At 43.8% G+C, this 25,100-nt stretch carries 20 protein-coding genes and 1 pseudogene; 8 read left to right on the top strand and 13 right to left on the bottom strand.

Translation table 11 applies throughout. From position 1 onward, the window contains the following. The first annotated feature begins 80 nt into the window (after positions 1–80). Entirely contained in the window at positions 81–524 is a 444-nt protein-coding gene (locus tag RCH20_RS08070; RefSeq protein ID WP_327193220.1) for a PACE efflux transporter, read from the top strand. Positions 525–591: 67 nt separating this feature from the next. Here the strand turns inward: RCH20_RS08070 and RCH20_RS08065 are convergent, their stop codons facing one another. The 6 genes from RCH20_RS08065 to pheA form a co-directional block, all read right to left on the bottom strand. Then, positions 592–1,146, bottom strand: a complete 555-nt coding sequence (locus RCH20_RS08065; RefSeq protein ID WP_327193219.1) for a hypothetical protein — start codon at positions 1,144–1,146, stop codon at positions 592–594. After that, positions 1,136–1,561 carry a dihydroneopterin aldolase gene (gene folB / locus RCH20_RS08060; RefSeq protein WP_327193218.1) on the bottom strand — a complete coding sequence of 142 codons (426 nt, stop codon included), beginning with the start codon at positions 1,559–1,561 and terminating at the stop codon, positions 1,136–1,138. Before folB ends, RCH20_RS08065 begins: the two co-directional genes overlap by 11 nt. 83 nt (positions 1,562–1,644) lie before the next feature. Then, positions 1,645–2,586: an EamA family transporter RarD gene (rarD, locus tag RCH20_RS08055; RefSeq protein ID WP_209957557.1), complete on the bottom strand. Its 942-nt coding sequence runs from the start codon at positions 2,584–2,586 to the stop codon at positions 1,645–1,647. Positions 2,587–2,923: 337 nt separating this feature from the next. Next, positions 2,924–5,260: a bifunctional prephenate dehydrogenase/3-phosphoshikimate 1-carboxyvinyltransferase gene (locus RCH20_RS08050; protein ID WP_442793118.1), complete on the bottom strand. Its 2,337-nt coding sequence runs from the start codon at positions 5,258–5,260 to the stop codon at positions 2,924–2,926. A gap of 58 nt (positions 5,261–5,318) precedes the next feature. Continuing rightward, the gene (gene hisC / locus RCH20_RS08045; RefSeq protein ID WP_327193216.1) at positions 5,319–6,449 is read right to left on the bottom strand and encodes a histidinol-phosphate transaminase; all 1,131 of its coding nucleotides are present in this window, start codon (positions 6,447–6,449) and stop codon (positions 5,319–5,321) included. 69 nt (positions 6,450–6,518) lie between these two features. Continuing rightward, on the bottom strand, positions 6,519–7,703 hold the full coding sequence (pheA, locus tag RCH20_RS08040) for a prephenate dehydratase (RefSeq protein ID WP_327193215.1): 1,185 nt from the start codon (positions 7,701–7,703) through the stop codon (positions 6,519–6,521). Between the two features lie 431 nt (positions 7,704–8,134). Between pheA and RCH20_RS08035 the strand changes: the two genes are divergently transcribed. Further along, entirely contained in the window at positions 8,135–9,076 is a 942-nt protein-coding gene (locus RCH20_RS08035) for a transaldolase (protein WP_327193214.1), read from the top strand. A gap of 268 nt (positions 9,077–9,344) precedes the next feature. Here the strand turns inward: RCH20_RS08035 and RCH20_RS08030 are convergent, their stop codons facing one another. Continuing rightward, positions 9,345–9,914 (bottom strand): adenine phosphoribosyltransferase, encoded by a 570-nt coding sequence (locus RCH20_RS08030; protein ID WP_209959126.1) that lies wholly within the window; start codon positions 9,912–9,914, stop codon positions 9,345–9,347. A gap of 337 nt (positions 9,915–10,251) precedes the next feature. Between RCH20_RS08030 and RCH20_RS08025 the strand changes: the two genes are divergently transcribed. Together RCH20_RS08025 and RCH20_RS08020 are read left to right on the top strand one after the other, a co-directional pair. Beyond that, positions 10,252–10,416, top strand: coding sequence for a rubredoxin (locus RCH20_RS08025; RefSeq protein ID WP_209957569.1), 165 nt, complete (start codon positions 10,252–10,254; stop codon positions 10,414–10,416). Between the two features lie 31 nt (positions 10,417–10,447). Next, positions 10,448–11,470, top strand: a complete 1,023-nt coding sequence (locus RCH20_RS08020; RefSeq protein WP_327193213.1) for an alpha/beta fold hydrolase — start codon at positions 10,448–10,450, stop codon at positions 11,468–11,470. A 267-nt stretch (positions 11,471–11,737) separates the two neighbouring features. Here RCH20_RS08020 and RCH20_RS08015 read toward each other — a convergent pair whose 3' ends face one another. Beyond that, positions 11,738–12,820 carry a WG repeat-containing protein gene (locus RCH20_RS08015; protein ID WP_327193212.1) on the bottom strand — a complete coding sequence of 361 codons (1,083 nt, stop codon included), beginning with the start codon at positions 12,818–12,820 and terminating at the stop codon, positions 11,738–11,740. Between the two features lie 396 nt (positions 12,821–13,216). Between RCH20_RS08015 and RCH20_RS08010 the strand changes: the two genes are divergently transcribed. Continuing rightward, positions 13,217–14,149 (top strand): DMT family transporter, encoded by a 933-nt coding sequence (locus RCH20_RS08010; RefSeq protein ID WP_327193211.1) that lies wholly within the window; start codon positions 13,217–13,219, stop codon positions 14,147–14,149. Positions 14,150–14,598: 449 nt separating this feature from the next. Here the strand turns inward: RCH20_RS08010 and RCH20_RS08005 are convergent, their stop codons facing one another. Beyond that, positions 14,599–16,002: a solute carrier family 23 protein gene (locus RCH20_RS08005; protein WP_327193210.1), complete on the bottom strand. Its 1,404-nt coding sequence runs from the start codon at positions 16,000–16,002 to the stop codon at positions 14,599–14,601. A 477-nt stretch (positions 16,003–16,479) separates the two neighbouring features. Here RCH20_RS08005 and RCH20_RS08000 point away from each other — a divergent pair, with 477 nt between their 5' ends. Continuing rightward, the gene (locus RCH20_RS08000) at positions 16,480–17,913 is read left to right on the top strand and encodes an L-serine ammonia-lyase (RefSeq protein ID WP_327193209.1); all 1,434 of its coding nucleotides are present in this window, start codon (positions 16,480–16,482) and stop codon (positions 17,911–17,913) included. Positions 17,914–18,035: 122 nt separating this feature from the next. Here RCH20_RS08000 and RCH20_RS07995 read toward each other — a convergent pair whose 3' ends face one another. The 3 genes from RCH20_RS07995 to xthA form a co-directional block, all read right to left on the bottom strand. Next, positions 18,036–18,434, bottom strand: coding sequence for a DUF4377 domain-containing protein (locus RCH20_RS07995; protein ID WP_209957582.1), 399 nt, complete (start codon positions 18,432–18,434; stop codon positions 18,036–18,038). Between the two features lie 337 nt (positions 18,435–18,771). Next, complete coding sequence (gene argJ / locus RCH20_RS07990) at positions 18,772–19,995, bottom strand: bifunctional glutamate N-acetyltransferase/amino-acid acetyltransferase ArgJ (RefSeq protein ID WP_209957584.1); 1,224 nt, start codon at positions 19,993–19,995, stop codon at positions 18,772–18,774. A 112-nt stretch (positions 19,996–20,107) separates the two neighbouring features. Then, a complete protein-coding gene (xthA, locus tag RCH20_RS07985; RefSeq protein WP_327193208.1) occupies positions 20,108–20,926 on the bottom strand; it encodes an exodeoxyribonuclease III in 819 nt (272 codons plus the stop codon). Positions 20,927–21,111: 185 nt separating this feature from the next. Here xthA and RCH20_RS07980 point away from each other — a divergent pair, with 185 nt between their 5' ends. Further along, the gene (locus RCH20_RS07980; RefSeq protein WP_327193207.1) at positions 21,112–21,726 is read left to right on the top strand and encodes a hotdog domain-containing protein; all 615 of its coding nucleotides are present in this window, start codon (positions 21,112–21,114) and stop codon (positions 21,724–21,726) included. Here the strand turns inward: RCH20_RS07980 and RCH20_RS07975 are convergent. Further along, a pseudogene (locus tag RCH20_RS07975) lies at positions 21,713–22,913 on the bottom strand (RNA-guided endonuclease InsQ/TnpB family protein). The gene RCH20_RS07980 and the pseudogene RCH20_RS07975 overlap by 14 nt on opposite strands. Positions 22,914–23,288: 375 nt before the next feature. On the opposite strand from RCH20_RS07975, the gene RCH20_RS07970 reads away from it, so the two are divergent. Beyond that, positions 23,289–24,980, top strand: coding sequence for an AMP-binding protein (locus tag RCH20_RS07970; RefSeq protein ID WP_327193206.1), 1,692 nt, complete (start codon positions 23,289–23,291; stop codon positions 24,978–24,980). The last annotated feature ends 120 nt before the right edge of the window (positions 24,981–25,100 follow it).

The raw sequence follows: 25,100 nt of genomic DNA, 5'->3' as shown, positions 1-25,100 counted from the left end.
TTATGAGATTTTACTTTTTCAACCGGGACGGACCGGCTTTTTATTGATTATAAAAGCCAAAAGGCTCATTGGAGTTTCGGTTGATTACACTCACCCCTGTTAAACGCCGTATTGTCTACGTTACTGTTTTTGAGATACTGGCCATTCTACTGTCCACTTTTATTCTTATGTTGCTTAGTGGTGGCGACGCTATGCAGTCCTTACCGGTTGCTGTCATCATCTCTAGCGCGGCGGTAATTTGGAACTTTATATACAACTCTATTTTTGAGCGCTTAGAACACCACTGGCAGATAAAAGAGCGTACGCTAATCGTACGCATTGTGCATGCATTAGGGTTTGAGAGTGGGCTAGTTTTGATTTGCTTACCCCTTTATATGCTGTGGTATGGGGTTGGACTGTGGGTCGCTTTTACTATGGAAGTAGCATTACTACTATTTTTCTTTATTTATACTTTTATCTTTACGCTGATTTTTGACAAAATATTTACGCTGCCGCATCACTACCTAGCAAGTGAAAATAAGTAGCATCTATGAACTTTTCAAATAGTTATAATAACCTTAGTGAAAACTAGAAAGGTCTATATTCTAGTTTTCATATCGTAAGCTCAACTATTCCAGTATTCTCATGCGCCTTAAACGGATAACGATCTGCCATTATTATCCACTCATTATTATCTTGATCACTCTGTCCACTCAATTTTACCAATAAAATGTCGATATCCATTGTCACTTGCCGTATTGGCCCAGACTCAGCTTCAGGCAAATACTTGTTTTTAGTGTGGGTGAGCCTCGATAAGGGACGCAGCCTACCACAATCACCCTCAAACTGTTTAAAGATCTGTTGTAATTGCTGCAAGCTTGTTGGTGACGTTAGCGCTAAATAAACACATTGATTGGTATAGTCAGGTTTTGGCTGTTCTAGCGTGGCAGTAAAGTCAGGGTTTTGAAAGGCAATAGAATAGTTGGTCTCGCCAAGTACAGCTAAGTCTTCACGAACGCGTGCTAAGTAATGCTCAGCGTGATGATTACTGCCTAATGCTAACACTAACGCCGTCACAAATTGCGATTGCAGCGGTTCAGGCGCGCATTTTTTTAGTTTGGTAACATCTAAACCTAATGGCAACGCTTGCCTCATTTTATGTGTCATTAGACTTGCTGACAGCAGGCTCTATTTCAGCGCTTTTATTTTCAGTGGTTTGAGCATATCGGGTAATTTGCACCCCGACCGCATCTGCTGATTTAATAGCAGTAGGTTTAGCCACACTTAAAGTCACTTTATGACACGCATAATTCGCCAATAGTTTGTGTGCAATGTGCTCGGCTAAATGCTCAAGAAGTTTTGCTTTAAGCTCCTGGCACCAAGCACTAACGTCATCACAGACCGCTTTATAATTAAGGGCGTAATTAACATCATCCGACGCCGCAGCCTTACTAATATCAGTCTCAAGTACAATATCAATCAGCAATGGCTGAGTAATCGCACGCTCCCAATCGTAAACGCCAATCACTGCCTCGACTTTTAGGGCTTTTACAAATACCACATCAGATTCAGTGTGCAACATGTTCTCATCCTTATTGATTGTACTTTTAAATGTGAACGTTTAGTTTACTCTTATGAGCTTTCCATAAGGCTTAATCATAGGGCTTAATCACGCAGACGCGCCGCTTTTAGCTGTTTGCTTGGACGATGACGCCATAAATCAATACTAAATAAGAGCAAACCCAACCAAATCAAACCAAATACCGCCAGACGATGTAAATCAAAAGGCTCGTTATAATAAAATACTGCTAAGAAGAAAATAAAGGTCGGGGTCAGATAGTTCATAAAGCTTAGGATACTAAAGGCAACCAATTTGGTGGACTTATTAAACAGCAGTAAAGGTATCAAAGTAATCGGGCCCGCTATCATTAGTAGCCAGATAGAGGGTGTGAACCAAAAGCTCAATTGACTACTGACCACATCAGATTGCCAGAACCACCATAAACAAATAGGCACTAACATAGCCGTTTCAACAAACATCGCATCGACAGCAGTGAGGGGCGTTTGCCGCTGAATCGTGCCATAAGTACTAAAGCTAAATGCTAGAATCAGCGATATCCATGGCAGGCTACCAATCATAACTACCTGAATAACGACAGATAATAAAGCAAATCCAATAGCAACCCATTGTAGCGTACGCAGGCGCTCTTTGAACAGGATCATCGATAATGCCACGCCAACCAATGGCCCAATAAAGTATCCTAAACTGGCCTCAAGAATACGATCATGGTTAACGGCCCAAACGTAGGTCAACCAATTAGCGGCGATCAGTAAGCCTGATAAAAAACTAAACAATATCCATCTTGGGTTTTTCTTTAGGGTATCTATCCAATGCCAACGCTTGGTGACTACCAGCACCACCAGCAAACACAAAAACGTCCATATAATACGATGACCGATAATTTCGGTAGCATCATAGGCAGCTAACTGTTTGAAATATAGTGGGAATGCGCCCCAAATAGAAAAAGCGATGAGCGCGGTGATAATACCACGTCTGGTGGTTTTGATAGGGGTTACTGATTTTTTGGTGACATTCTGGGTGGTCATGGGACAATACAACTGTTTTAGAGCAAAGCGGGCCCTCACCGATTTTTTATCATTGATAAGAATATAGGGGCAAGGACGCTAGGTTCACTACATATAGAATAGAAGGTAAAAAGCAATGCGCTGGTACCCATAGTGGCACTAGCGCATTGCTAACGATAACAACAGTTTTAAAATAATTTTTTATGGTAATTTATTAATGGTGTTAACCATATGAATTTTACTATTTTTAATACTGGTAAGTGATAATAATCGATCTCAATGATCTCACTGTTGCTATATTGGCGAACAATATAAACAGTATTATAAACAACATCGTACTTATATTTGCTGGTAAATACTAAGCGCCGCTATTAACTTGAATAGACAGACCGATTTGATTGGCAAGCTCAGCGAATCCTGGAAAGCTAGTATTGACAGTCTCAACGCCTTCAATAGTAATCTGCTTCGAGGCGCGTAAACTCGCAACGGCAAAACTCATCGCGATACGATGATCATGATGCGAAATAATATGACCACCACCGAATACTGGCAGGCTATTGTTTACTTGGCTGCCTGCACTATTGCTGCTTTGACCTTCAATTCCCTTACCTTCAATGATAAGACCATCTTCAGTCACGGTACACTCGACTCCAAGCGTTTGCAAACCTTCTGCCATCACTGCAATACGGTCAGACTCCTTGACCCGTAACTCTTTAGCACCGGTTAAGACCGTACGGCCTTTTGCACAGCTGGCGGCAATAAATAACACTGGGAACTCATCAATCGCTAAGGGTACTAGTGCCTCTGGTATTTCAATACCAATCAAGTTGGAACCACGAATAGTAATATCTGCTACTGGCTCACCGCCAACATGAGTCTCATTACTTAAGGTGATATCCGCTTGCATTAATTTTAAAATATCAATGATGCCAGTGCGCGTCGGATTGATCCCCACTTGAGTCAGCGTTAACTCACTATCTTGGCTGATAGCTGCCGCCACCATAAAAAACGCCGCGGATGAAATATCAGCAGGTATCGCGATATCGCCACCAGTTAGCTTACCACCGCCTTCAACGCTAATACGATTGCCCTCTACTTTTACCTTATAGCCAAATGCCGATAGCATACGCTCGGTATGGTCGCGGCTCACTTCTGGCTGAGTAACTGTGGTGGTACCCTCTGCCCACAGTCCTGCTAATAGTAGGCAAGATTTGATCTGTGCTGACGCCACCGGCATAGCATATTCTATACCATGTAGCGGCTTACCGACATTATCACGACCCGTGATGCTAAGCGGCGACGTGCCACTGTGACCCGTGCTTTGAATAACGGCGCCCATAGCGCGAAGTGGTGCAGCAACCCGTTCCATCGGACGCTTATTCAAACTGGTATCACCAACCAATACGCTATCAAAAGCTTGCGCGGCTAAGATACCTGAGAGCAGGCGCATGCTGGTACCAGAGTTGCCCATATATAGCGGTGTTTTACTCGGTTTTAGACCATTCATACCCACGCCATGAATGATCAGCTGGCCTTTATCAGGCCCTTCGATCGTCACACCCATATCACGAAATGCTTGCAGAGTGGCTAGCGCATCTTCACCTTCTAAAAACCCTGTGACGTGTGTTACACCCTCTGCAAGGCTACCGAGCATAATGCTACGGTGAGAGATTGACTTGTCACCAGGAATAGCGATAGTGCCAACAACAGTATTGCTAGGCGAAATAATATAAGAAGCTGACATGGCAGGGGTATCCGTATAAGGGGTGCTGGCTAACATATGGCCAAAATGTCGCCGTGCGGCTTGCGCGCGGCCCAAAAGTCCCATCAGGGCGGTGGAATCTTGATCAATGATAAGCTGTCTTATCGTCTGTAGATAGTCGCTGTACTCGTCAAGGGCGCTCACAACTGCGCTTTGGTTGGCAAAAAATATATCATGCCACATTTTAGGATCACTGGCAGCGATACGGGTAAAGTCTCGAAAGCCACCGGCAGCATAGCGAAACATATCTAAATTATCGTCATGACTTGCCAGTTGCTCAACCAAATTGAAGGCCAGCAGATGTGGCAAATGACTGGTATGCGCTAGTATAGAATCATGATGATCAGCAGCCATTGCCATCACCGTCGCGCCTACTGCTTCCCATAACTGTCGCAGCTTGGTAATTGCAGTCGCATTAGTGGTTGGTAGCTCACAAATAATGACGCTGTGATTGACAAACAATTCGGCGCGGCGAGCCTGATACCCTGAATCTTCAGCACCCGCAATTGGATGCGCAGGCACCAGACCTACAGGCAAGGACGTGAACACCGTTTTGGCCGCGTCAATAACATTAACCTTGGTACTACAGACATCAGTAATAATACAGTTAGTGGCCAGCTGGCCATTATCCATGGCTATTTTAATATCCATAAATACGGCTTGTACAGCTTGTACGGGCACAGCAATGACAATTAAATCACTGCCAAGTACCACATCACTGAGCACAGAGCTTCCTGCACTTAGCAACCCTTGCTTAGTAGCTTCCGCTAGACTTGGCGCGTCGTTATCTACTGCCACCAACCGCGTACTTAAACCATGGTCTTTAATCGCTTGCGCTAAGCTGGCACCGATCAGGCCTAAACCAATGACACATACTTGCTTAAACAGTGGTTTGGTTGGCAATATCGGATCAGATGGCGCTTGGCTTATCATAGCTTGACTTACTTTTTGCATAGTATCTTAATTATCATTTAATATAACAAGTTTCGGCTCAATCATCCGTCAATATAGAGCGCAAGGTATCAATCAGGCGCATATTGTCTTCAGCTACCCCAACGGTAATTCGCAACCAGTCAGGTAGGCCATAATTGACAAGCGGACGAACGATAACGCCTTGCTCAAGTAGCGCTTGATTAATAGCAGCTGTATCTTCATCGTCTATTTCAACCATGATGAAATTAGCATGTGACTTGATAAACCCAAGTCCAAGCGCGTCAAATTGCTTTTCTAACCAGCGCATTTGTTCTTGATTGGTCAGACGGACACTGTCGATAAAGTCTTGGTCAGCTAGAGCGGCAGCGGCAGCGGCCAAGCCGATACGGCTAACGTTAAAGGGTTGACGAATGCGATTCAACAAGCCTGCTATCGGCGCGGAGCTGAGGGCATAACCAACACGCAGTCCTGCTAGTCCATACGCTTTAGAAAAAGTGCGTACAATCACTACATTATCAAACTCATCTAATAGCGCTCGATTATTACTTTCCGGGCTGTATTCAATATAAGCCTCATCTAATACTACCAATACCGAACTTGGCAGACTGGCGACAAATGTATACAATTCTGCATGCTCAAGCTGGGTACCGGTTGGATTGTTAGGGTTGGCAATAAATACCATTTTAGTATTGGCATTATCTTCAACGGCCTGACGCATCGCGTCGAGGTCATGACCAAAACGCTGCGCCGGCACTTCAATACCTGTTGCGCCTTGCATCTTCGCTAACATTGAATAGACCACAAAGGCATACTGACTATAGACTATCGCATCATCAGTACCCACAAACGTGTGTGCTAAGATATCGAGTAAATCATTAGAGCCATTGCCTAAAGTAATGCACTCTAATTTTACATCAGTAAAGTCAGCAAGGGCTTGCTTAAGATAATAACCGTTACCATCAGGATAACGTGCCAACTGCCCCAGCTGTTCGGTAATCGCTAAAGTCACATAAGGTGAGCAGCCCATCGAATTTTCATTACTCGCCAGCTTCACCACGTCAGAGACCCCATACTCACGGGTCAGCTCTTCAACTGGCTTACCCGTTTGGTAAGGCACCAGCTCTAGAATACTATCATAAGCAACTGTTGGCTGTACTGAGTTTACGTCTGTCGATTCAGTGGACTGCATGGGTTATCCTTAGATGTGAGTACTCATCTACTATGGGTATTTATGGGTATTAACAGTGAGGTGCTCTAACTATAAAACAGCTTTTGGATAAGAGCCTAATATACGTAAATCTTTAACCAATGGGCGGATATCAGCAATCGCAGCGCTGACATTGGGGTCTTGAATATGGCCGTCCATATCAATAAAGAATACATAAGCCCATTTGTTTGGACGCTCTGGACGAGTTTCAATACTGGTCATTGATACGCCGTGATACGATAAGGGTTTTAGAATTTCAATCAACGCGCCAGCTTTATCATTAGCGGAGACCATAATCGAGGTTTTATCTTGCCCTGATGGCGCAATCGCTTCGTGACCGATAATGAGAAAGCGGGTGGTATTACTTGGATTGTCTTCGATATTTGAATAGAGCTTATGTAGGTCATATTCTGCAGCGGCTACATCGCCAGCGATAGCCGCTGAATGCCACTCATTTTTAAGACGACGCGCCGCTTCGCCATTACTAGAGACCGCAACGCGCTCTATGTTAGGAAAGTTGACATCGAGCCAATGACGACACTGAGCAAGTGATTGCTGATGCGAGTAAATACGGCTTAGACCATCAAGCTTGGTGTGTTCAGCCACTAAAAAGTTCTGATGAATGGGCAGCTCAACCTCGCCAATAATCTTCAATGTTGAGGATAAAAATCCATCTAGCGTGTGATTCACTACGCCTTCAGACGAGTTTTCTACTGGTACTACGCCATACATGGCAGTACCCGCCTCTACTTCACGGAACACATCGGTAATGGTAGTCAGTGGCAGAGTGTCGGCTGCTTTACCAAAATGCTTTAGTGCAGCGGCATGAGTGAAGGTCCCCAAAGGACCCAAAAAGGCGATACGTTGCGGGGCTTCTAAATCTAGGCAGACCGACATAATCTCGCGAAATAGGCGCGCCATTTTTTCATCAGCGATAGGTCCCGTATTACGAGCCATCACCGCTTTTAATACTTGCGCCTCACGTTCAGGACGATAAAATATGGGGTTGCGCGCCGTAATATCGGCATCACTATTGGCCGCATGTTCCTTCTTCACAACAGCGACTTGTTGCGCTAACTGGGCACGATTATTAATTAATGCCTGAATTTCGCAGTCTACCGTATCAATATTTTGACGTAGGCGATTTAAAAACGCTTGATCGGTTGAGGTGTCGCTGACGTCTGGGGTAGTTTGGTTCAGATTGTCCATGTTTTGCTCTGATGACTGCTCACTCATTACCGTTTATCCTTTTTTAGATCTGTTAGATATCACTGCGATACCGTTAAATGCCAATATATTTAGCCGATTATTAGTATATCTAGGAAGTCATTTGCTACCAGATACGTCATACCAATAGCTAATCATAGCTAATTATTGTTGGTCTTTATCAGCCTGCTAAGTCCCTACTGGGTAACTCTAAAGGTTGCCGCCTATACTATAGCAAAAACGAGACAGGGTGCCCATGTGTAAATAGGTGTAAATAGCCATAAACAACTATAAACACGCAAAACGGTATAAATCTTAGCGCAGTTACTGAATATGACCGCTGAACGCTATAAAACTATCGACAAACCCAGTCGCAAAACTATGTTAAAGTTCCAAGCTGTTGACTATTAGAACCATTAATAAGCAAATAATACCGTTAATTGAACCTATAAGGATATACGATGAGCGCATTACAACAGCTTCGCACTATGACCACTATTGTCGCTGATACGGGCGATCTTGCCACTATTGCGCGCCTAAAACCTATTGATGCGACCACCAACCCCAGCCTAATTACCAAGGCGCTCCTCCATCCTGACAATCAAGCCATGCTTGCCGACACCATGAGTCAGCATCAAGGTGATGTAGATGCCACCATTGACGCACTCACTATTCAGGTGGGCTGCGATATTTTAGAGTTAATTGAGGGTCGAGTCTCAACCGAGGTCGATGCTCGATTGTCTTATGACACCCAAGCGACCATTGATAAAGCGTTAGAGTTTATGGCAGCCTACCAAAAAGCGGGCGTTGACCCTGAACGTGTATTGATTAAAATGGCAGCTACCTGGCAAGGTATTGAAGCAGCACGCTATCTTGAGACTCAAAATATTCACTGTAATTTGACACTGCTATTTGGCCAGCATCAGGCAGTCGCCTGTGCAGATGCCGGTGTAACCCTGATCTCACCATTCGTTGGCCGTATTTTAGATTGGCAAAAACGCCAGCAAAACCGTCAAAACGTACCAGCATCTGATGATATGGGCGTACAATCAGTAAAGCTGATTTATCAATATTATAAGCAGCACGGCTATAAGACGCAGGTGATGGGTGCAAGCTTTCGTTCAACTGAGCAGATATTGGCACTGGCAGGCTGCGATTTATTGACTATTGCTCCGAACTTAATTGATGAGCTAGCGGCAATGGATATCACCGTGACTCGCCAGCTGTCTTCGAGTATGTCAATGGAGTTGGACAGCATGAAGCGCGTGAGCTTAACGCAGGAAGAGTTTAGTCAAGCCTACCAACAAGATAAAGTCACTCAAGACTTATTGCCCAAAGGCATTGACGGCTTTATCAACGCTCGTGATGAGCTTGGTCACACCTTGGCAGCTATACGCAATTAGTATTAGAAAATTGGCATTAGAGAGAACTTAAGATGTTTATTCGATGCGCTTTTTTATACTATAGTCAATGAAAAGTAATATCGATACATAACCTACTGCTGGCATACGTTTTTCTTGCTTGCTGTGCCTACGCAGACAGAGACTGCAAAAAGCTTATACCAGCAGTACCGTCGCGTTTTTAAGGTACTTTAACTATACATAACCAAATTACATAGCCAAATTGCTAATGGGTAAATTATTGATAGCCAAATTCTTAATAGGTAAGTGTTTAAGCTCTTAGCACGGTATAGATGGGTACTGGGAACTCGCCATGTAAAGCCACTAAATCTAACAACACTAATGCACCTACTACCGTATGTGATGCTGATTTACACAGCTCGTAGGCAGTGGTCAGCGTACCACCAGTGGCCAAAATATCATCGACCAAAAGCACACGCTCAGGTGGCAAGTTACTTTGCATCTCCAGCATATCTTTACCATATTCTAGTGAATAGGCTTTGTTAGCCACAGGTGGTGGCAGCTTACCCGGTTTACGCAGCAAAATCATACCCTTGCCCAATCGACCCGCTAGCAAACTTGCAAATACAAATCCGCGGGCTTCAACCGCACCTAAGCAGTCCACGTCATCCATTAAGCCATCAGGCAATGCCGCTAGCATCGCATCAATGACGTCATTAATATGACTGCGCAGTAATGGCGTAATATCATAAAAATCAATACCGACTTTAGGAAAATCTGGTACTGTGCGGATAATCTGCCAAAACGGATGATCGTTATTGAGCGTATTAGACGCTTCAAGTACGATATCAACTGGTGCATTCACGGCGGTAGCGCTCATAATAACCCTTAACTTAGCTGGCTTGAATAATAATATAACAGCGACAAATAACGTATAAACAGTAAAATTGGCGCCGGCCATCATAGCATAACTGACTTTATCGTTGCAGTAGGCAGGCATAAATACTACTTTTTAAATAGCACAAACCATGACCCGTGAGATGAACAACAGCTTGATAAAGGGTTATTTATCTCAATATACAAGTGTAAACTTAAATGTGTAAAGTGTGGTTATATGCTACACTACGCTCGCTTTTATAACCTCTACTAATGAATATTAGCTCAAGTTATAACAGCGGTAATAGGCTGTAAAATTGGTAACAACGATAGGACTATGTATGAAACGTTATGAATGTATTGTTTGCGGTTGGATCTATGATGAAGCGCTTGGCTGCCCCGAAGAAGGTATCGCTCCTGGCACCAAATGGGATGATATCCCTGATGACTGGACTTGCCCAGAATGCGGTGTTGGCAAGATAGACTTTGAGATGATGGAGCTATAAGAAATAGCTGGCACTCTAAATAGGAGATCTCATGACCAACCCCAATTATCCCGATAGTGCTAACTTGCCTGGGCAGATGGGTAATTACCCTACTCACGAATGGCAACGATTTGGCGAGCATTTCTGGCGCGCCTCAGATCTGAGCGAGCACCTTCATCAGGCAATGATCGATATCGGTGACGGCATTGAGCTGTGTATCGAAGCGGGTGGTAATCCTAACAACCCGCCATTGCTAATGGTTATGGGCTTGGGCTCACAGATGATCTTTTGGCCAGACGATTTTATTAAACGTTTGATTAGTGCTGGATTTTTTGTGATTCGTTTTGATAACCGTGATATCGGTCTGTCCTCTAAAGTACAGATTGAAGGCCTGCCGCGCGTCAGCCAGCTAAAAATGATGCTGCGCCTGCAGACGGGTCTGTCTAATAAAGGCCAGCAGGTCGCTTATAATTTGACTGACATGGCTGAGGACACGGTACGGCTGATTAAAGCATTGAATATCAGTAGTACTCATCTACTGGGCGCATCGATGGGTGGTATGATCGCCCAGATTGTCGCGGCGCGATATCCTAGTCTAGTGAAGCGCATGGCCTTGATGTTTACCACCACCAATCGCGCGTTTTTAAAACCCCCTAGAGCCAAGCAGCTGTATACCTTGATCAATCGCCCTGAAAGCCATTCTGAGCGTGATATCGTGCGTCATAGTGTGTGGTTTATGAAGACAGTGGGTACGCCCGGGCATGTGAACGTACGAACGGTTCGTGAGATTGCTAAATTACGTTATCAACGTAACTTCCACCCTCTAGGTTCAGTACAGCAGCTCAATGCTATTTTATCGTCAGGCTCTATTAGTCGCTTTAGTAAGCAAGTCAAAGCGCCGACCATTGTCATTCACGGTAGTGTTGATGGACTGCTGCCCTCCTCACAAGGGCGTGTGGTCGCTAAAACTATTCCGAACGCAAAGTTTCATCTTATAGAGGGCATGGCGCATGATATTCCAGCCTATTATCAGCCTTATTTGGTTGATTTGATCCGCAATCATTTGTTAGATTAACAAGTATTTAAACGCTTATTATTCTAACACCAGACAATAAAAAAGAGCGTGAACGGTATGAATTATGCATACCCTTTACTCTCTTTTTTTGCACTAGCGCTTTAGAATTATTAACTTGTAAAGTTAATGAAAAGTAATATCGATACATAACCTACTGCTGGCATAAGTTTTCTTGCTTGCTGTGCCTATGCAGACAGAGGCTGCAAAAAGCTTATACCAGCAGTACCGTCGCGTTTTTAAGGTATTTTAACTATAGTAACAGCCTCGTTAGTCACAACCAACGCTCGTGCCTGCTGTATCAATGCACATTTTACTGCCATTCTCTAGACTGCCAATCCATGCTTTATTGTCTTTAAACACAAAAGAAGGCACGCCGTTGTAGTTACCATTGGTTATCAAAGGACTGTTATCGAAACGGAAAGGAATCACCAGCTCACCCCCTAAATTGACAAAACCCCAACTATTATTAACGCGTACCCCGGCTAAGCCTTCAGAAAAAGATCGCACTTCATTAAATGAATAGGTAATCATAGTAACGTCATTATCGTCAACAAAGCCCCATCTACCATCTTGCTGATACGGTAGTAAGGTGGTAAAGCGATCGGATGCTGGTAATCCTGCCTGTGCTGGCGGTGATAAAGTAGTGGCCGCCGCATTGTTAGAAGATTGCTGGGTAGAAGATTGTCGGTTAGAAGATGGCTTGCTATCAGAGGCTGATAGCCGATCACTACCGTTCGGGTTGTCGATTACTTTTCCATTTTTATCCACCCAGCTGGTCGCTTTATTCTTACGAACGCGAGCGGTACCGCTACGATAGTTATCAATGTCACTAATTGCCGCTGAGAATGGCAGAATAGTCTCATTAGAGGTACTAATAATCCCGTAGTTGCCGCCTTTTTTTACTATAATGCGCCCGTCAGAGACCGGACGAGCCCAGCTTTTGCCGCCAGCCTCGTTTAGCATGTCATAGATAGTAGGAATAACCTCGCGACCTTGCATATTGACATAACCAACACGACTGTTACGTTGGACTGGTAATAGGCCATTGGCTATTTTGTTGGCGTCGACTCTTTGGTAGCGTGTTAAATCAACACTCTTTTTGCCGCTGTTATCAATTAGTGCCACAGGTGCACCAAAGTCTTTTACGGCTAAAAAATAGCTGCTGCTGGCCGTACAGGAAACATTTTTATAATAACTTTTAGGTGGTTTACAGCTGGCTGCGTGGGCCGTCGGTAGTACAACCATGGCCGCTAATAGAGTGCCAAGCGTCAAACCTAACCTCGATGTTTTCTTCAGATGTAAATGAGATATCGACGGTGATTGTGATGTTAATATAGAGCGTTGTGGCATAAATAACCCTAAGCTAGAAGGATTTAAAAAACAATAGCATATGTTGTACATTAAATATTACAGATGAAAAAGTCTAACAAACGAGGTAATCGCAAACTTAAAGTAGACAGTATTATTTATTATTGGTCGCCGTTACAACCTGCTAGACTAACAAATAGTGAGGGCGACGCCAATATTAATCCTGTAAGAATATAACAGCGTTATATAGCCAGTGTTAGCAATGAGTCCAAACCATAACGTGATGCTCACTATACTTTAATTCTGATAGTGCCAATCCCATTCAAAAACACCTTATTATGAACCCTATATTTTCCCGAGAGCATTTAGATTTTGGGTCAAAGAATCTACAATGTCGGCTTTTTTAAGTGGTTCATTACTCAACTACAAGGGTAGCTTATGGCTGTCTCCTCATCACACTCTGCGTCTACCGGCTTACTTATTGGCTGTATTATTTTCGGCTTAGGCAGCCTGATTGTCGCGCATGTCGATATTGGTGGTTGGGCGATGTCGTTTTGGCGACTTGCTATTTCAGGGATGATATTTGCAGTGTTGGCCAAACTAACTGGCCAGCGCCTGCCCCGTTCAAGGCGCGCTATCGTTTATGGTTTATTATCAGGGGTGTTTTTAGGGCTAGACTTAGCCTTGTGGCACGAAAGCATCTATGCCGTCGGTCCTGGCATCTCGACCTTACTTAATAGCTTACAAATTTTCTTTTTAGCCGCTATTGGGTTTTTATACTTTAATGAACGTCAATCTATTTTGCAGCTGGTCAGCTTGTGTCTGGCCATGCTGGGAGTGGCGATGATTGGTAGCCCTGAATTTGCTCAAAATACTGCCGCCACTTGGGGCTTCGTTACTGGCATCGTTTCCGGTGCCATGCTAGCGGCGTCCATGACTTTTATTCGTAAAACCCACGACACTGAGCCGACACCAATATTTGTGTTGATGCAGCTAATCAGTATTGGTGGGGTATTGGCGATGATTGTGCCGATGTTTGTCTTTGATATGGGCCATATATTGCCCAATACCTGGTCTGAGTTTGGTTGGGTGCTTATCTATGGCGCGGTAATGCAATGTTTGGCTTGGGGACTGATTGCTTACTCTATTCCTAAGCTGTCTTTGACACTGACCGGTTTGCTGCTATTGACTGAGCCTATTGCTGCCTTGTTCATTGACTATAGCTGGTTGGATAAACCCATCAATACCTTACAGTGGAGCGGCGCACTATTGACCATGTTTGCTATCTACTCAGGCTCTCTCAAACCCAAGCCACGCGCCCTAAGACGCTATCGATTTTTTGCACGGTTTTATAAGCGAAAATACAAATAGCACTAACGATAAAACGAAGGCTGTCCATTCATACAGTATTCACTCAATATCGTGAGACCAGATTGAAAAAATTATTATGAATACGATTCTCAGTAGGATTTTGACAAAGAAAAGCCAGTGACTTTAAGAGTTTCAAAGTCACTGGCTTTTTGCTGGAGTCAATGAAAAGTGATATCGATACATAACGTACTGCTGGCATACGTTTTTCTTGCTTGCTGTGCCTACGCAGACAGAGGCTGCAAAAAGCTTATACCAGCAGTACTATAACGTTTAAAGGTATTTTAACTATTTTAACTATTTTGGCTATTTACTAAGCGCTTTTTTGCTATTATCTGTTTGCTATGGTCTGTTTGCTAAAAACCTTACTAAATCGTTATGAAATTTATATTTTTATCTTCAATTGCTCTGGCTATACTTTCCTTAAGCCTTCTGTTCAAAACGCTAATGGCTTAGTCCTTTTGACGATTAAACAAGGCATTAAGCACAATCGCAGTGAGAGTAGCGGTGCCAATACCCCCTAAGTCAAAGCCGCCTAAATGCAAGCTGAAGTTACCAGTGCCCATAATCACAGTGACTGCAGCAATAATTAAATTACTGTTTTTGCTAAAATCAATATGACTGTCTATCCATATTTTTGCCCCAGCAATGGCAATTAAACCAAACACCACGATAGATGCCCCGCCTAATAGTGCCGGTGGAATAGTCTGAATAATCGCGCCAAATTTCGGCGACAATCCCAATAATATAGCGACCACCCCTGCAATCACAAATATGGTCGTGCTATAAACCTTGGTCACTGCCATTACGCCAATATTCTCAGCATAAGTAGTCACACCAGTACCACCAAAACCCGCTGAAAAAGTCGTGGCCAAGCCATCAGCAAAGAACGCTCGACCCATATAAGGGGTCACCCGAGCTTTGGTCATACCTTCGACCGCTTTAAAATGTCCTAAATTTTCGGCAATCAAAATAAAGGCGACTGGCGCAATTAAGATAATCGCACTCATCTCAAAACGCGGTGCATGAATACTCGGCAACCCAAACCATGATGCCGCTTGGATGGCACTAAAGTCAATCGGCACCCCAAAACCCATAACATTAGTCATTACGTAGTAAGCAACATACGATAATATCAAGCCCACCAGTAATAATAAGCGCCGCAGCATACCGCGAGTAAATACCGCCACCCCACTGATAAGCAATACGGTCAAGGCCGCCATCCAAGCATCAAACTGGTTGGCCGACACCCCTTGGATAGTCACCGGTGCTAAATTAAGCCCGATAATCATCACAATCGCGCCGGTCACAATAGGCGGCATCAAACGTTCAATCCAACCGGTTCCGGTCTTTATTACTAACAAACCCACCAAAGCATAGATAATACCGCATACCATAATGCCGCCCAAAGCGACATTCAGGTTACTATTAAATCCGACCCCAGCATAAGCGGTCACCGCAATGACCGGACCAATAAAGGCAAAGCTTGACCCTAAATAACTGGGCATGCGCCCACCAGTGATTATAAAAAACATCACGGTACAAATACCGGACATTAAAATAGCCATATTGGGATCAAAGCCCATCAACAAGGGTGCAAGTACCGTAGACCCAAACATCGCAAAAGTGTGTTGCACGCCCAATAAAATACTTTTTGATGGCGGTAAATACTCATTGATGCCAACAGGATCACGATCTAAATCACCACCATAGGGACGCCAAGTCGGGAACCAGCGACCATTTTCAAAATCTGGATTGTGCGGCAAGCTCATGGTAGCCGAATCAATATCCGCGGCATCTAGGGCTGTTGGAGAGCGAGGTTCTGCTTGGGACTGTTTATCTGATGGAGTTGCCATACACACTTGTCCTATGTAGCTTACATTAATAATAACAGGCCAATGAAAAATAGTGCGAACCAATACTACCCTATTTGACATATCGCGTTATATTAGCTCATTTATCTAACAAAAAAATCCAGCAGAAAGATTTTTATAAAAATATTATGTTTTACTGGCCGTATCTGATTAGATATGTTTTACTGAACGTACCGCTTTAGTTGCTCGCGCCTTACGGTATTCTACAGCGACGACTACTTACAGGATGTTACATAAGCGTTGATGCCGAGCATCATAACGGAATTTAATAATAAACAACAGCTATTATTCACCCGTCATCTGTATTACCACGTTTAAATATTTCCATAAACGATGCTCCAGATTCACCCATTAGCGGTGCCTGTTACCTATTGCTGCCTTTCACATTTGTGCTACAGGTGCCTAGTCTAGGCTGTGTGATAGCGCTTACTCACTTTTACTTCTTTTTGGTAATTTATTATGATTAGTGTATTTGACTTATTCAAAATCGGGATAGGCCCATCAAGCTCGCATACTGTCGGCCCAATGGTGGCAGCTAATTTATTTTTAGCCTCTTTTCTTAAGCAAGCCGAGCTGACCGATATAAAGGGTATTGAAATTGAACTATATGGCTCTTTAGCCGAAACCGGTAAAGGTCACGCTACCGACACTGCCATACTATTGGGCTTACTAGGCTACGCGCCAAGCACTATTGATACGCGTTTAACCAGCCAATATCTTGCTCCCATTTTTTCTGATAAACAATTGCACATAGCAGGCAGTCATACTATTGTCTTTGATACTGAGCGCGATATCCACTGGTATGGTGATACCGTCCTACCGTACCATCCTAATGCGATGACTATCCGAGCACTGTTAGCAAATGACAAAAACTATCAACAAACCTATTACTCAGTGGGTGGCGGTTTTGTCATCAATGATGAAGATGCTGACAATCCAGATGAAGATCATGGCACGCCGACTATAAATGTCATTCCTTATCCCTTTGATAGTGCCGCAGAACTTCTTGAACAGTGTCGTCAGCACCGTTTAAGCATTAGTGACTTGGTATTGGCTAACGAATGCCATTATCGCGATAAAAAAGACATCTTTGCCTACTTGGATTCCATTTGGGATGCAATGCAAGATTGCGTGATCCGAGGCTGTCAAAACAGTGGCATATTACCCGGCGGTTTGGATGTCAAACGCCGCGCCCAAGCATTACATTTACAGCTGTGCGCTGAGAAGAATCAACCCATCACAAAAACTGACAAGCTCGCCGCGATGGATTGGATAGACTTGTATGCCTTGGCGGTCAACGAAGAAAATGCCAATGGTGGTAACGTAGTGACCGCACCAACCAATGGTGCTGCTGGCATTATTCCTGCGGTTATGCACTATTATCGCGATTTCTTATCGAGCTACAGCCAAGATGGTGCCCGCAAATTTTTGTTGAATGCCACCGCTATTGGTAGCTTAATCAAACAAAACGCCTCTATTTCTGGTGCTGAAGTAGGCTGTCAAGGAGAAGTAGGCTCCGCCTGTGCGATGGCTGCCTCGGCGTTGGCTGAAATTTTAGGTGGCGATCCTGCCAAGTGTCTTAATGCTGCTGAAATAGGCATCGAGCATAACCTAGGTCTCACCTGCGATCCGGTTGGCGGTTTGGTACAAGTGCCTTGTATAGAGCGCAATGCGATGGGCGCTGTAAAAGCGGTTAATGCGGCACGGCTTGCCTGCCGTGGTAACGGACAACACTTTGTGTCTTTTGATAAAGTCGTTGAGACCATGAAACAAACGGGCGCTGATATGTTAGACAGCTATAAAGAAACCTCCCGGGGCGGTCTTGCAGTCTATGCAGATAACCGTATACCCACTGCAAGCCAAGGCGTTAGCGTGAAGTATAGTCAGTGCTAATCTAATACAGGCGCACTACTTTATTACCATAAAAAAGGCCTCTAACGAATTAGAGGCCTTTTTGCTACTGGCTTTTTGCAAAGCTCAATAAACTAGATACTATAAACCACGTGAATCAAAAATTACTCAGCAGTTTTTGAAACAATTTCGTTTAGTAACCATACTGGCTTCACCATACCAGAGTCAGTATCAGCAACCGCTTCTTGACGCACATCTAGTACATAACGATAATTTGGCTCATAAGTGAAGCCTTGGATATTACCTGTCAAGGTATTGTAGTTTTTCTGATAGGTCTGACGGTATTGTAGGCATTCGGCTTCAATCTTATTGCCACCGGTGTCCATCATTTCACAGATAGCTTTGCGTGGTGCAATTTCTACTTCAAAACTTGGAATACTAACGACTTTAACACTAACGGCTTGGCCTTCAACGACCATGTCTCGCTCATCATCCAAGGCCATGGTAGAACAGCCCGCTAATGCAAAAGTGGTGGCCATTGCTGCAATTGCTAATTTTTTCATTCATCTATCCTCAGTTAATTACCATTAAATCACTACTGCCGGTCTGCACTGATTAAAATTACTTAAATTGCTTAAATTACTTATAGGTACTTTATTTACACGCTTTATTAGATATGAGCGATTTATTAAAGTCACTTATTCGTGCTCAGAGCAAATCAGGCAGTCATGACAGCAGTATTGAACCCTAGCCAAAGATTGGCCAAGTATCGCCACTACTGTTTAATATTGTACTACCACCAGTATAAGATGCTTGAAACCTTAGCCTCTGTGACTGCTTTGTAACTTAACGTCAGGTTTTGCAACTGAACTTAAGCGTCTGTATAGCGAAATATATGGATCAGCTGCGATAATCTGCATTAATCTTGACATAATCGTAGGACAGATCGCAGGTATAGACGGTGTCGCTTGCGGTACCACGCGCTAAATCAATACGAATAGTAATCTCAGGACGGCTCATGACCGACTTGCCTGCAGCTTCAGTATAATCAGTAGCAACCCCACCATTTTGACAAATCAGCACGTCATCTAATGAGACATCGATCTGCTCGGTATCGAGGTCTTCAACACCAGCATAACCAACGGCTGCCAATATGCGGCCCCAATTGGCATCACTAGCGAAAAATGCGGTTTTGACCAAGGGTGAATGAGCGACAGCATAAGCCACATCGCAGCATTCTTGAGTGGTCTTACCGCCGGTAACATTAACGGTAATAAACTTCGTTGCCCCTTCACCATCACGGACAATCAATTGGGCCAAGCGTACAAAAACCTCGGTCAAGGCTGTAAATAATGGCTGATAATGCGGATGATCCGTGCTATCGATTGTTTGCGTATTGGCAGTGCCCGTCGCTATCAGCACGCAGCAATCATTGGTAGAGGTGTCACCGTCAACCGTAATGCGATTAAAAGATTGCTCGTTGATAGCACTGAGCATTTCTTGCAATAAATCGGCGGCGATATTGGCATCGGTGGCGACATAACCAAGCATGGTTGCCATATTAGGGCGAATCATTCCTGAGCCTTTAGAGATACCCGTGATATGGTAGTCAGTACCGTCAATCTGTAACTGCTGGCTGGCAAGCTTGGGTATAGTATCAGTAGTACGAATACCATTTGCCGCGGCTAGCCAGTTGTCTGCCGCTAAGTTGGCCAGTGCCACATCTAATCCGGCAATTACCGCGTCGCTATTTAGCGGCTCGCCAATGACTCCGGTAGAAAACGGCAGCACGGTATGAGTATCCACCCCCGCTTTATTAGCCAGTGCCGCGCAGATATTTGCGGCTCGGCGTTTGCCATCCGCGCCCGTACCCGCATTCGCATTACCAGTGTTGGTCACCAAATAGCGCGGACTGGCCAGCGCAAAATGCTCGCGCAATACTCGCACAGGGGCCGCACAAAAAGCATTTTTAGTAGTGACCACAGCCGTAGTAGCGCTATCATTAATTTCTATCACGACCAAATCATCACGGTCTTTATAGCGCACGCCCGCTGCAGTGGCACTAAGCTTAATACCGTCGATGGCATAAATTATACTGGGTACCGCGACATTTCCAACAGCCATAGCAAGATCCTTGTTAATTAATTTTTAGCATTATTTATTAGATTATTAGCAATGCTTCATTAGCAATAAAATCGTTAATAGCATGCTCAGCTTAAGGTATTGGTTTAAGTTGTTAACTCAAGTCAAATTCTGACCAGATCGGTGCATGGTCAGACGGTTTTTCCATCGCGCGCAGCTCATAGCTGATACCGGCATCGATACACTGGTCTTTTAGATCAGGGGTGCATAAAATATGGTCAATCCGTAAGCCGCGCTTAGGATCGTCATCGAAACCACGACTGCGGTAGTCAAACCAACTATATAGCTCGGTACTCTCTGGATAATGCAGACGATAGGTGTCTGTCAGCTCACGCGACATAAGGGTGTCATACCACTCACGCTCCTCGGGTAAGAACGAGGTTTTTCTATTCTTTAGCCAGCGCTTGGCATTAACCTCGCCAACGCCGATATCAATATCTTCTGGGGCGACATTCATATCACCCATGATAATCAGCGAGCGGCCTTCAGCTTTTAAGGTATCGATATACGCCGTCAAATCCGCATAGTAAGCGCGTTTCATCGGGAATTTGGTCGGATGGTCTTGGCTCTCCCCTTGCGGGAAATAGCCATTGAGCACATCAATCTCGCGCCCTTGTAGCACATACCGCGCATGAATAAAGCGCTTTTGTGCCTCTTCATCTTCACCAGGAAAACCTTTTTGTACAAAAATAGGCGCAACTTTCGAGACCAGTGCTACCCCATAGTGCGCTTTTTGGCCAAAGTATTCGACGTGGTAGCCTAAACTTTCAATATTTTCGAGAGGAAATTGCTCATCATGGACTTTGGTCTCTTGTAGACCCATCACATCAGGATCGATTATGTCACGTACCGCCTCAAGCTGATGCTGGCGAGCACGAATACCATTGATATTAAAACAGACAAAACGGGTCATACATTATCCTATACTAGGTGATTTGAATACGGTGCTAATTCGAACATATGAATGGCTACAAGATATACAAATGATTATGGACCTAAAACGGTCTATTTGTTGCGTGCTTTTGACGGTTAGGCTACAGTAGAATGATAATTTATTACTATCACAACAACCTGCACTGTTTTTTATCGAGTAATTTTATGAAAACCCCTAAAATGACAACAACGACAAACTCGCCTGCAAATGCAGCATCGGCAACTAAAACTATGACCACGCCACTATTTGCTACCAACTATCATGTTTACATCAACCATACTGACGCTGGTGGCATAGTCTATCATGCCAATCATTTAGTATTTTTTGAAAACTGCCGCCGAGATTGGTTTAGCAAGATTGGATTAAATAGTTATTTTTTACAGACTGATGATGGTCAGATTCAACATTTTGTAGTCAGTCAAGCGCAGCTACACTACTGTCAGGCTATATTTTTAGATGAAGTGATCTCGGTGCGTATTGATAAGGTTGAACTAAAACCTGCTAGTATTGTATTTTATCAAAGCATTCATCGTATATTAGCAGAAAATGAGCCAGTAGATAAATCTAAGTCTACTAACACTTTATTAAGCAGCACTAAAATCGTTATTGCTTGTGTGCAAAATCAGATAAATCCTACTCCATCAGTACAGCCATCCAATCAGGATTCAGTGGCGCCTACGGTAGTTGCTAGCGCTGCACCAATACGACTGATTCGAGTACCACAAGACCTACATGATAGCATTCAGCAAGCCATCACGCATCATGCTAGTGAGCAATGACCGCGGCTGTTGACTTCCTCCCCTCCCTAAAAGCGAAGGGGATTCCTACTAAAGACGGTCAAGCCCGACCGCGAGTATGTTCTTTGCTCCATTAACATCTCTGCTATGGGTAGTTTTACAAGAACTACAGAACCACACTCTTATACCAAGTCCAGCTCTACCTTTCGGACTGTCTTGGCGAGAGCCGCAACACGAGCAGGTTTGGGTGGTGTACGCTTCATTAACTTCAATATAGTGGCAACCTGCGTTCGCGCATTTGTAATCAACTGGGGCATAGCCCTACGCCTTGCACTCGGGCAAAGCAGTGCTTTGCTTTATCCTCGCTCATGCCGCTTAATTTCAAACCAACCAGCGTCATAGACGGATTTGGCTAGATTTGTTGAAGTAAATGATTTAGATTTTATTTTTCCAACAACGATTAGATTGTTAGCTTTGACCAGTTTATTGGTGAATTTATGAATGAGGTCTTGGCGAGTGTTTTTTATTTTGGCATGAATCGCCTTAACCCTATTTTTATTCTTAGCGCGCCCCGCAATGGCTAATTTTTCAGCATATTTATGGGTCAGCTTAGTGGTCAGTACATCGCCATCACTGCTGGTGACTGCTGAATCTTTACAGCCCAAATCAATACCAACTTTACCATCACCGCACACCGTTTTTGGAAACTCTTTAACGGTGATACAGGCGTACCATCTGCCGCGAGAATCTTGTACCAATTCACAGGTGTTGATGGTGTAGAGGGCTAAATTATAGCTGTTCCACAAATCAATGATGAGTTTTTTACCCTTAGCCAGACTGAATTGCAGGGTGGTTTTTAAACTCTTTTTACCCGATTGACGGGTGGCTAGGTGCTTGATGGCCGTTTTCTTAAAGGGAATCCAACCAAGATTTTTACGCTTTGATTTAGGGTTATTGGTACGCCATTTTAGCTTGGCTTTTTTGAACTGTTTACGAGCTTTAGCATGGGTTTCAGCGACAGCTTGCAATGTTTGGCTATGTAGGTTTAAATACTCGCCACTGCCTTTGGTGTAAGCTGCCAAGTCATAGGCTGAGAAGAATTTACAAGTGCGTTGTAAGTGCTTGAAACTCAACTCATTGACGTAATTCCAGACAAAGTTAACCGACCCAGCCAAGATATTTAGCTGATTAGCGTGTTTGTCTTTGATGCGTAATTTGAGCGTTTTCATAGGGTGATTATGATCTCAATGACTTGGATTCGCAAGATGGTTTCAAGTTTAGATGACAACAGGTGACGCCTGATATCCACGCCCTAGAAGTGACGTGGTTTTACGGCGCTTTTTGATAAAAACTTCAATTAATAAAACTTCAGTTAATAATGTTCGATCAGCAGTATGTAAGCATAACTGTATGTTGAATTGTTAAAGTTGTTTAATAAATGAGCAATAATGATATAACATAGCCAGACCCTAGCAGTCCGTCAATGAATAAAAATGGTATCGCACTCAGCACGTCAGCGCTGATTCGTATTATTAGCATAGGCAGGACTGCTTCTTTATAACACCTTACCCAGTATTAATTATTAAATTTTGAGGACGCGGACAATGATAGTGAATAAACCTTGGCTGGCTTATTATCCTACCACTGTACCTAAAACAATTGACCCTGATAAGTATGGTAGCTTGATGGAGCTATACGAGGAGTGTTTTGATCGCTTCCGTTGGCAGCCTATGAGTATTTGTATGGATGTTACTCATAGTTATAACGAGGTTGATGAAGCATCGCTTGCGGTAGCGGCATGGTTACAGGCACAAGGTATTCCCAAGGGTAGTATCGTAGCGCTAATGATGCCAAACGTACCCCAGTACTTGCCAACTATGATTGGCATCCTGCGCGCAGGCTACGTCTGTACCCCTATCAATCCGTTATGTACGGGCCGTGAATTGCGCCATCAACTGAATGACTCCGGCGCTAAAATTATATTTATCATTGATAATTTTGCCCAAGCACTTGAGCAAGTGGTTGATGAGACTCCTATTAAGCGTATTGTCCTGTCAAAAATGGGCGATATGATGGGCTTAAAGGGAATTTTGGTTAACACCATTGTTCGTCAAGTCAAACGCTTAGTGCCTAAATATAAGCTCAATGATCCTAAGCATGAAGTGACCAAGTTCCCTGACGTGCTTAAAATGGGTAAAGACTTAACGTTTCAACAACCAACAATGGCCTTAGAGCAAACAGCCATATTGCAATATACCGGTGGTACGACCGGCCTACCCAAAGGGGTGATTTTAACCCAACGCAATATCGTGGCCGCTGGCCTACAATCCGAAGCATGGTACCGTCCTGTTACTTCAAATATTAATGAAGTCTATATCAATATGATTATGGCGTTACCGCTGTATCATACTTACGCCTTTATGCTTAGCCTGTTAAGCATGCGTTCAGGGTATACCTTTATATTGGTACCTAACCCGCGCGATATGCCAGGATTTATCAAAACTTTATCCAAGCAACCTTTTCATATATTCCCTGGCGTTAACACTATGTTTAAAGAGTTGCTTGATCAGCCACAATTTAAACAGCTGAACTTCACGTCACTGCGTATTTCTCAAGCGGGTGGGATGGCAGCAACTGAACAGACGGCAGCGCGCTGGCTCGAGGTTACTGGCTGCCCTATGATTGAAGGTTGGGGAATGACTGAAGGGTTGGCCGTAGGAACAGCAAACGTGGTCACTGACCGTAAGTTTAACGCCACGATAGGCATTCCAGGTCCTAGCGTTGATGTCATTGTGATTGATGAAGATAACGAGCGCGTTGGTGCTCATCAGTCGGGCGAAATGTGTATTAAAGGCCCTAACGTGACTTCTGGCTATTTCAATCGTGATAACAGTGATAGCTTTACCAAAGACGGTTACTTTCGTACCGGCGATATCGTCAGTATGGATGAAAGGGGCTACATTACCTTACTAGATCGCAAAAAAGATATGGTTTTGGTCTCGGGATTTAATGTTTACCCGAATGAAGTTGAATTGGTGATGCTGGACTGCGATGGCATTGTTGACTGTGCATTAATCGGTATTCCTGATGAGCGCCAAGGTGAAGCGGTCAAAATCTATATCGTTCGCACAGATAACGAGGTCACCAAAGAGACGGTTAAAGAATTTGCGCTGGATAATCTAACGGGCTATAAATGTCCCCGGTATATCGAGTTCGTTACTGAACTGCCAAAGAACAATACCGGCAAAATGCTACGTCAAAAGTTGCGTGAACAGCATCTAGCAGATCATGGTTAAGACCGTTTATTCAACTGTCGTGTTTTATCGATAATAAATCATCAAAAAAGCCCTCCACATCACAATATAGAGGGCTTTTTATGGTCTTAATTTCAGTAGCATTTGCACATTAATATTGGC

This window comes from Psychrobacter sp. PL15 (assembly GCF_035984995.1).
In the GTDB taxonomy this organism is placed as follows: domain Bacteria; phylum Pseudomonadota; class Gammaproteobacteria; order Pseudomonadales; family Moraxellaceae; genus Psychrobacter.
The sequence above is the reverse complement of the archived record's forward strand: the minus strand, read 5'-3'. Positions and strand labels throughout refer to the sequence as shown.

Excerpts from the sequence above, each read along its gene's own strand:
- xthA (WP_327193208.1), bottom strand. The coding sequence starts at position 20,926 with ATGACCCGTTTTGTCTGTTTTAATATCAATGGTATTCGTGCTCGCCAG.
- folB (WP_327193218.1), bottom strand. The coding sequence starts at position 1,561 with ATGTTGCACACTGAATCTGATGTGGTATTTGTAAAAGCCCTAAAAGTC.
- RCH20_RS08030 (WP_209959126.1), bottom strand. The coding sequence starts at position 9,914 with ATGAGCGCTACCGCCGTGAATGCACCAGTTGATATCGTACTTGAAGCG.
- RCH20_RS08000 (WP_327193209.1), top strand. The coding sequence starts at position 16,480 with ATGATTAGTGTATTTGACTTATTCAAAATCGGGATAGGCCCATCAAGC.
- argJ (WP_209957584.1), bottom strand. The coding sequence starts at position 19,995 with ATGGCTGTTGGAAATGTCGCGGTACCCAGTATAATTTATGCCATCGAC.
- pheA (WP_327193215.1), bottom strand. The coding sequence starts at position 7,703 with ATGAGTGAGCAGTCATCAGAGCAAAACATGGACAATCTGAACCAAACT.
- RCH20_RS08010 (WP_327193211.1), top strand. The coding sequence starts at position 13,217 with ATGGCTGTCTCCTCATCACACTCTGCGTCTACCGGCTTACTTATTGGC.
- rarD (WP_209957557.1), bottom strand. The coding sequence starts at position 2,586 with ATGACCACCCAGAATGTCACCAAAAAATCAGTAACCCCTATCAAAACC.
- RCH20_RS08065 (WP_327193219.1), bottom strand. The coding sequence starts at position 1,146 with ATGACACATAAAATGAGGCAAGCGTTGCCATTAGGTTTAGATGTTACC.
- RCH20_RS08020 (WP_327193213.1), top strand. The coding sequence starts at position 10,448 with ATGACCAACCCCAATTATCCCGATAGTGCTAACTTGCCTGGGCAGATG.
- RCH20_RS07970 (WP_327193206.1), top strand. The coding sequence starts at position 23,289 with ATGATAGTGAATAAACCTTGGCTGGCTTATTATCCTACCACTGTACCT.
- RCH20_RS08015 (WP_327193212.1), bottom strand. The coding sequence starts at position 12,820 with ATGCCACAACGCTCTATATTAACATCACAATCACCGTCGATATCTCAT.
- hisC (WP_327193216.1), bottom strand. The coding sequence starts at position 6,449 with ATGCAGTCCACTGAATCGACAGACGTAAACTCAGTACAGCCAACAGTT.
- RCH20_RS07980 (WP_327193207.1), top strand. The coding sequence starts at position 21,112 with ATGAAAACCCCTAAAATGACAACAACGACAAACTCGCCTGCAAATGCA.
- RCH20_RS08005 (WP_327193210.1), bottom strand. The coding sequence starts at position 16,002 with ATGGCAACTCCATCAGATAAACAGTCCCAAGCAGAACCTCGCTCTCCA.
- RCH20_RS08025 (WP_209957569.1), top strand. The coding sequence starts at position 10,252 with ATGAAACGTTATGAATGTATTGTTTGCGGTTGGATCTATGATGAAGCG.
- RCH20_RS08050 (WP_442793118.1), bottom strand. The coding sequence starts at position 5,260 with ATGATAAGCCAAGCGCCATCTGATCCGATATTGCCAACCAAACCACTG.
- RCH20_RS07995 (WP_209957582.1), bottom strand. The coding sequence starts at position 18,434 with ATGAAAAAATTAGCAATTGCAGCAATGGCCACCACTTTTGCATTAGCG.
- RCH20_RS08035 (WP_327193214.1), top strand. The coding sequence starts at position 8,135 with ATGAGCGCATTACAACAGCTTCGCACTATGACCACTATTGTCGCTGAT.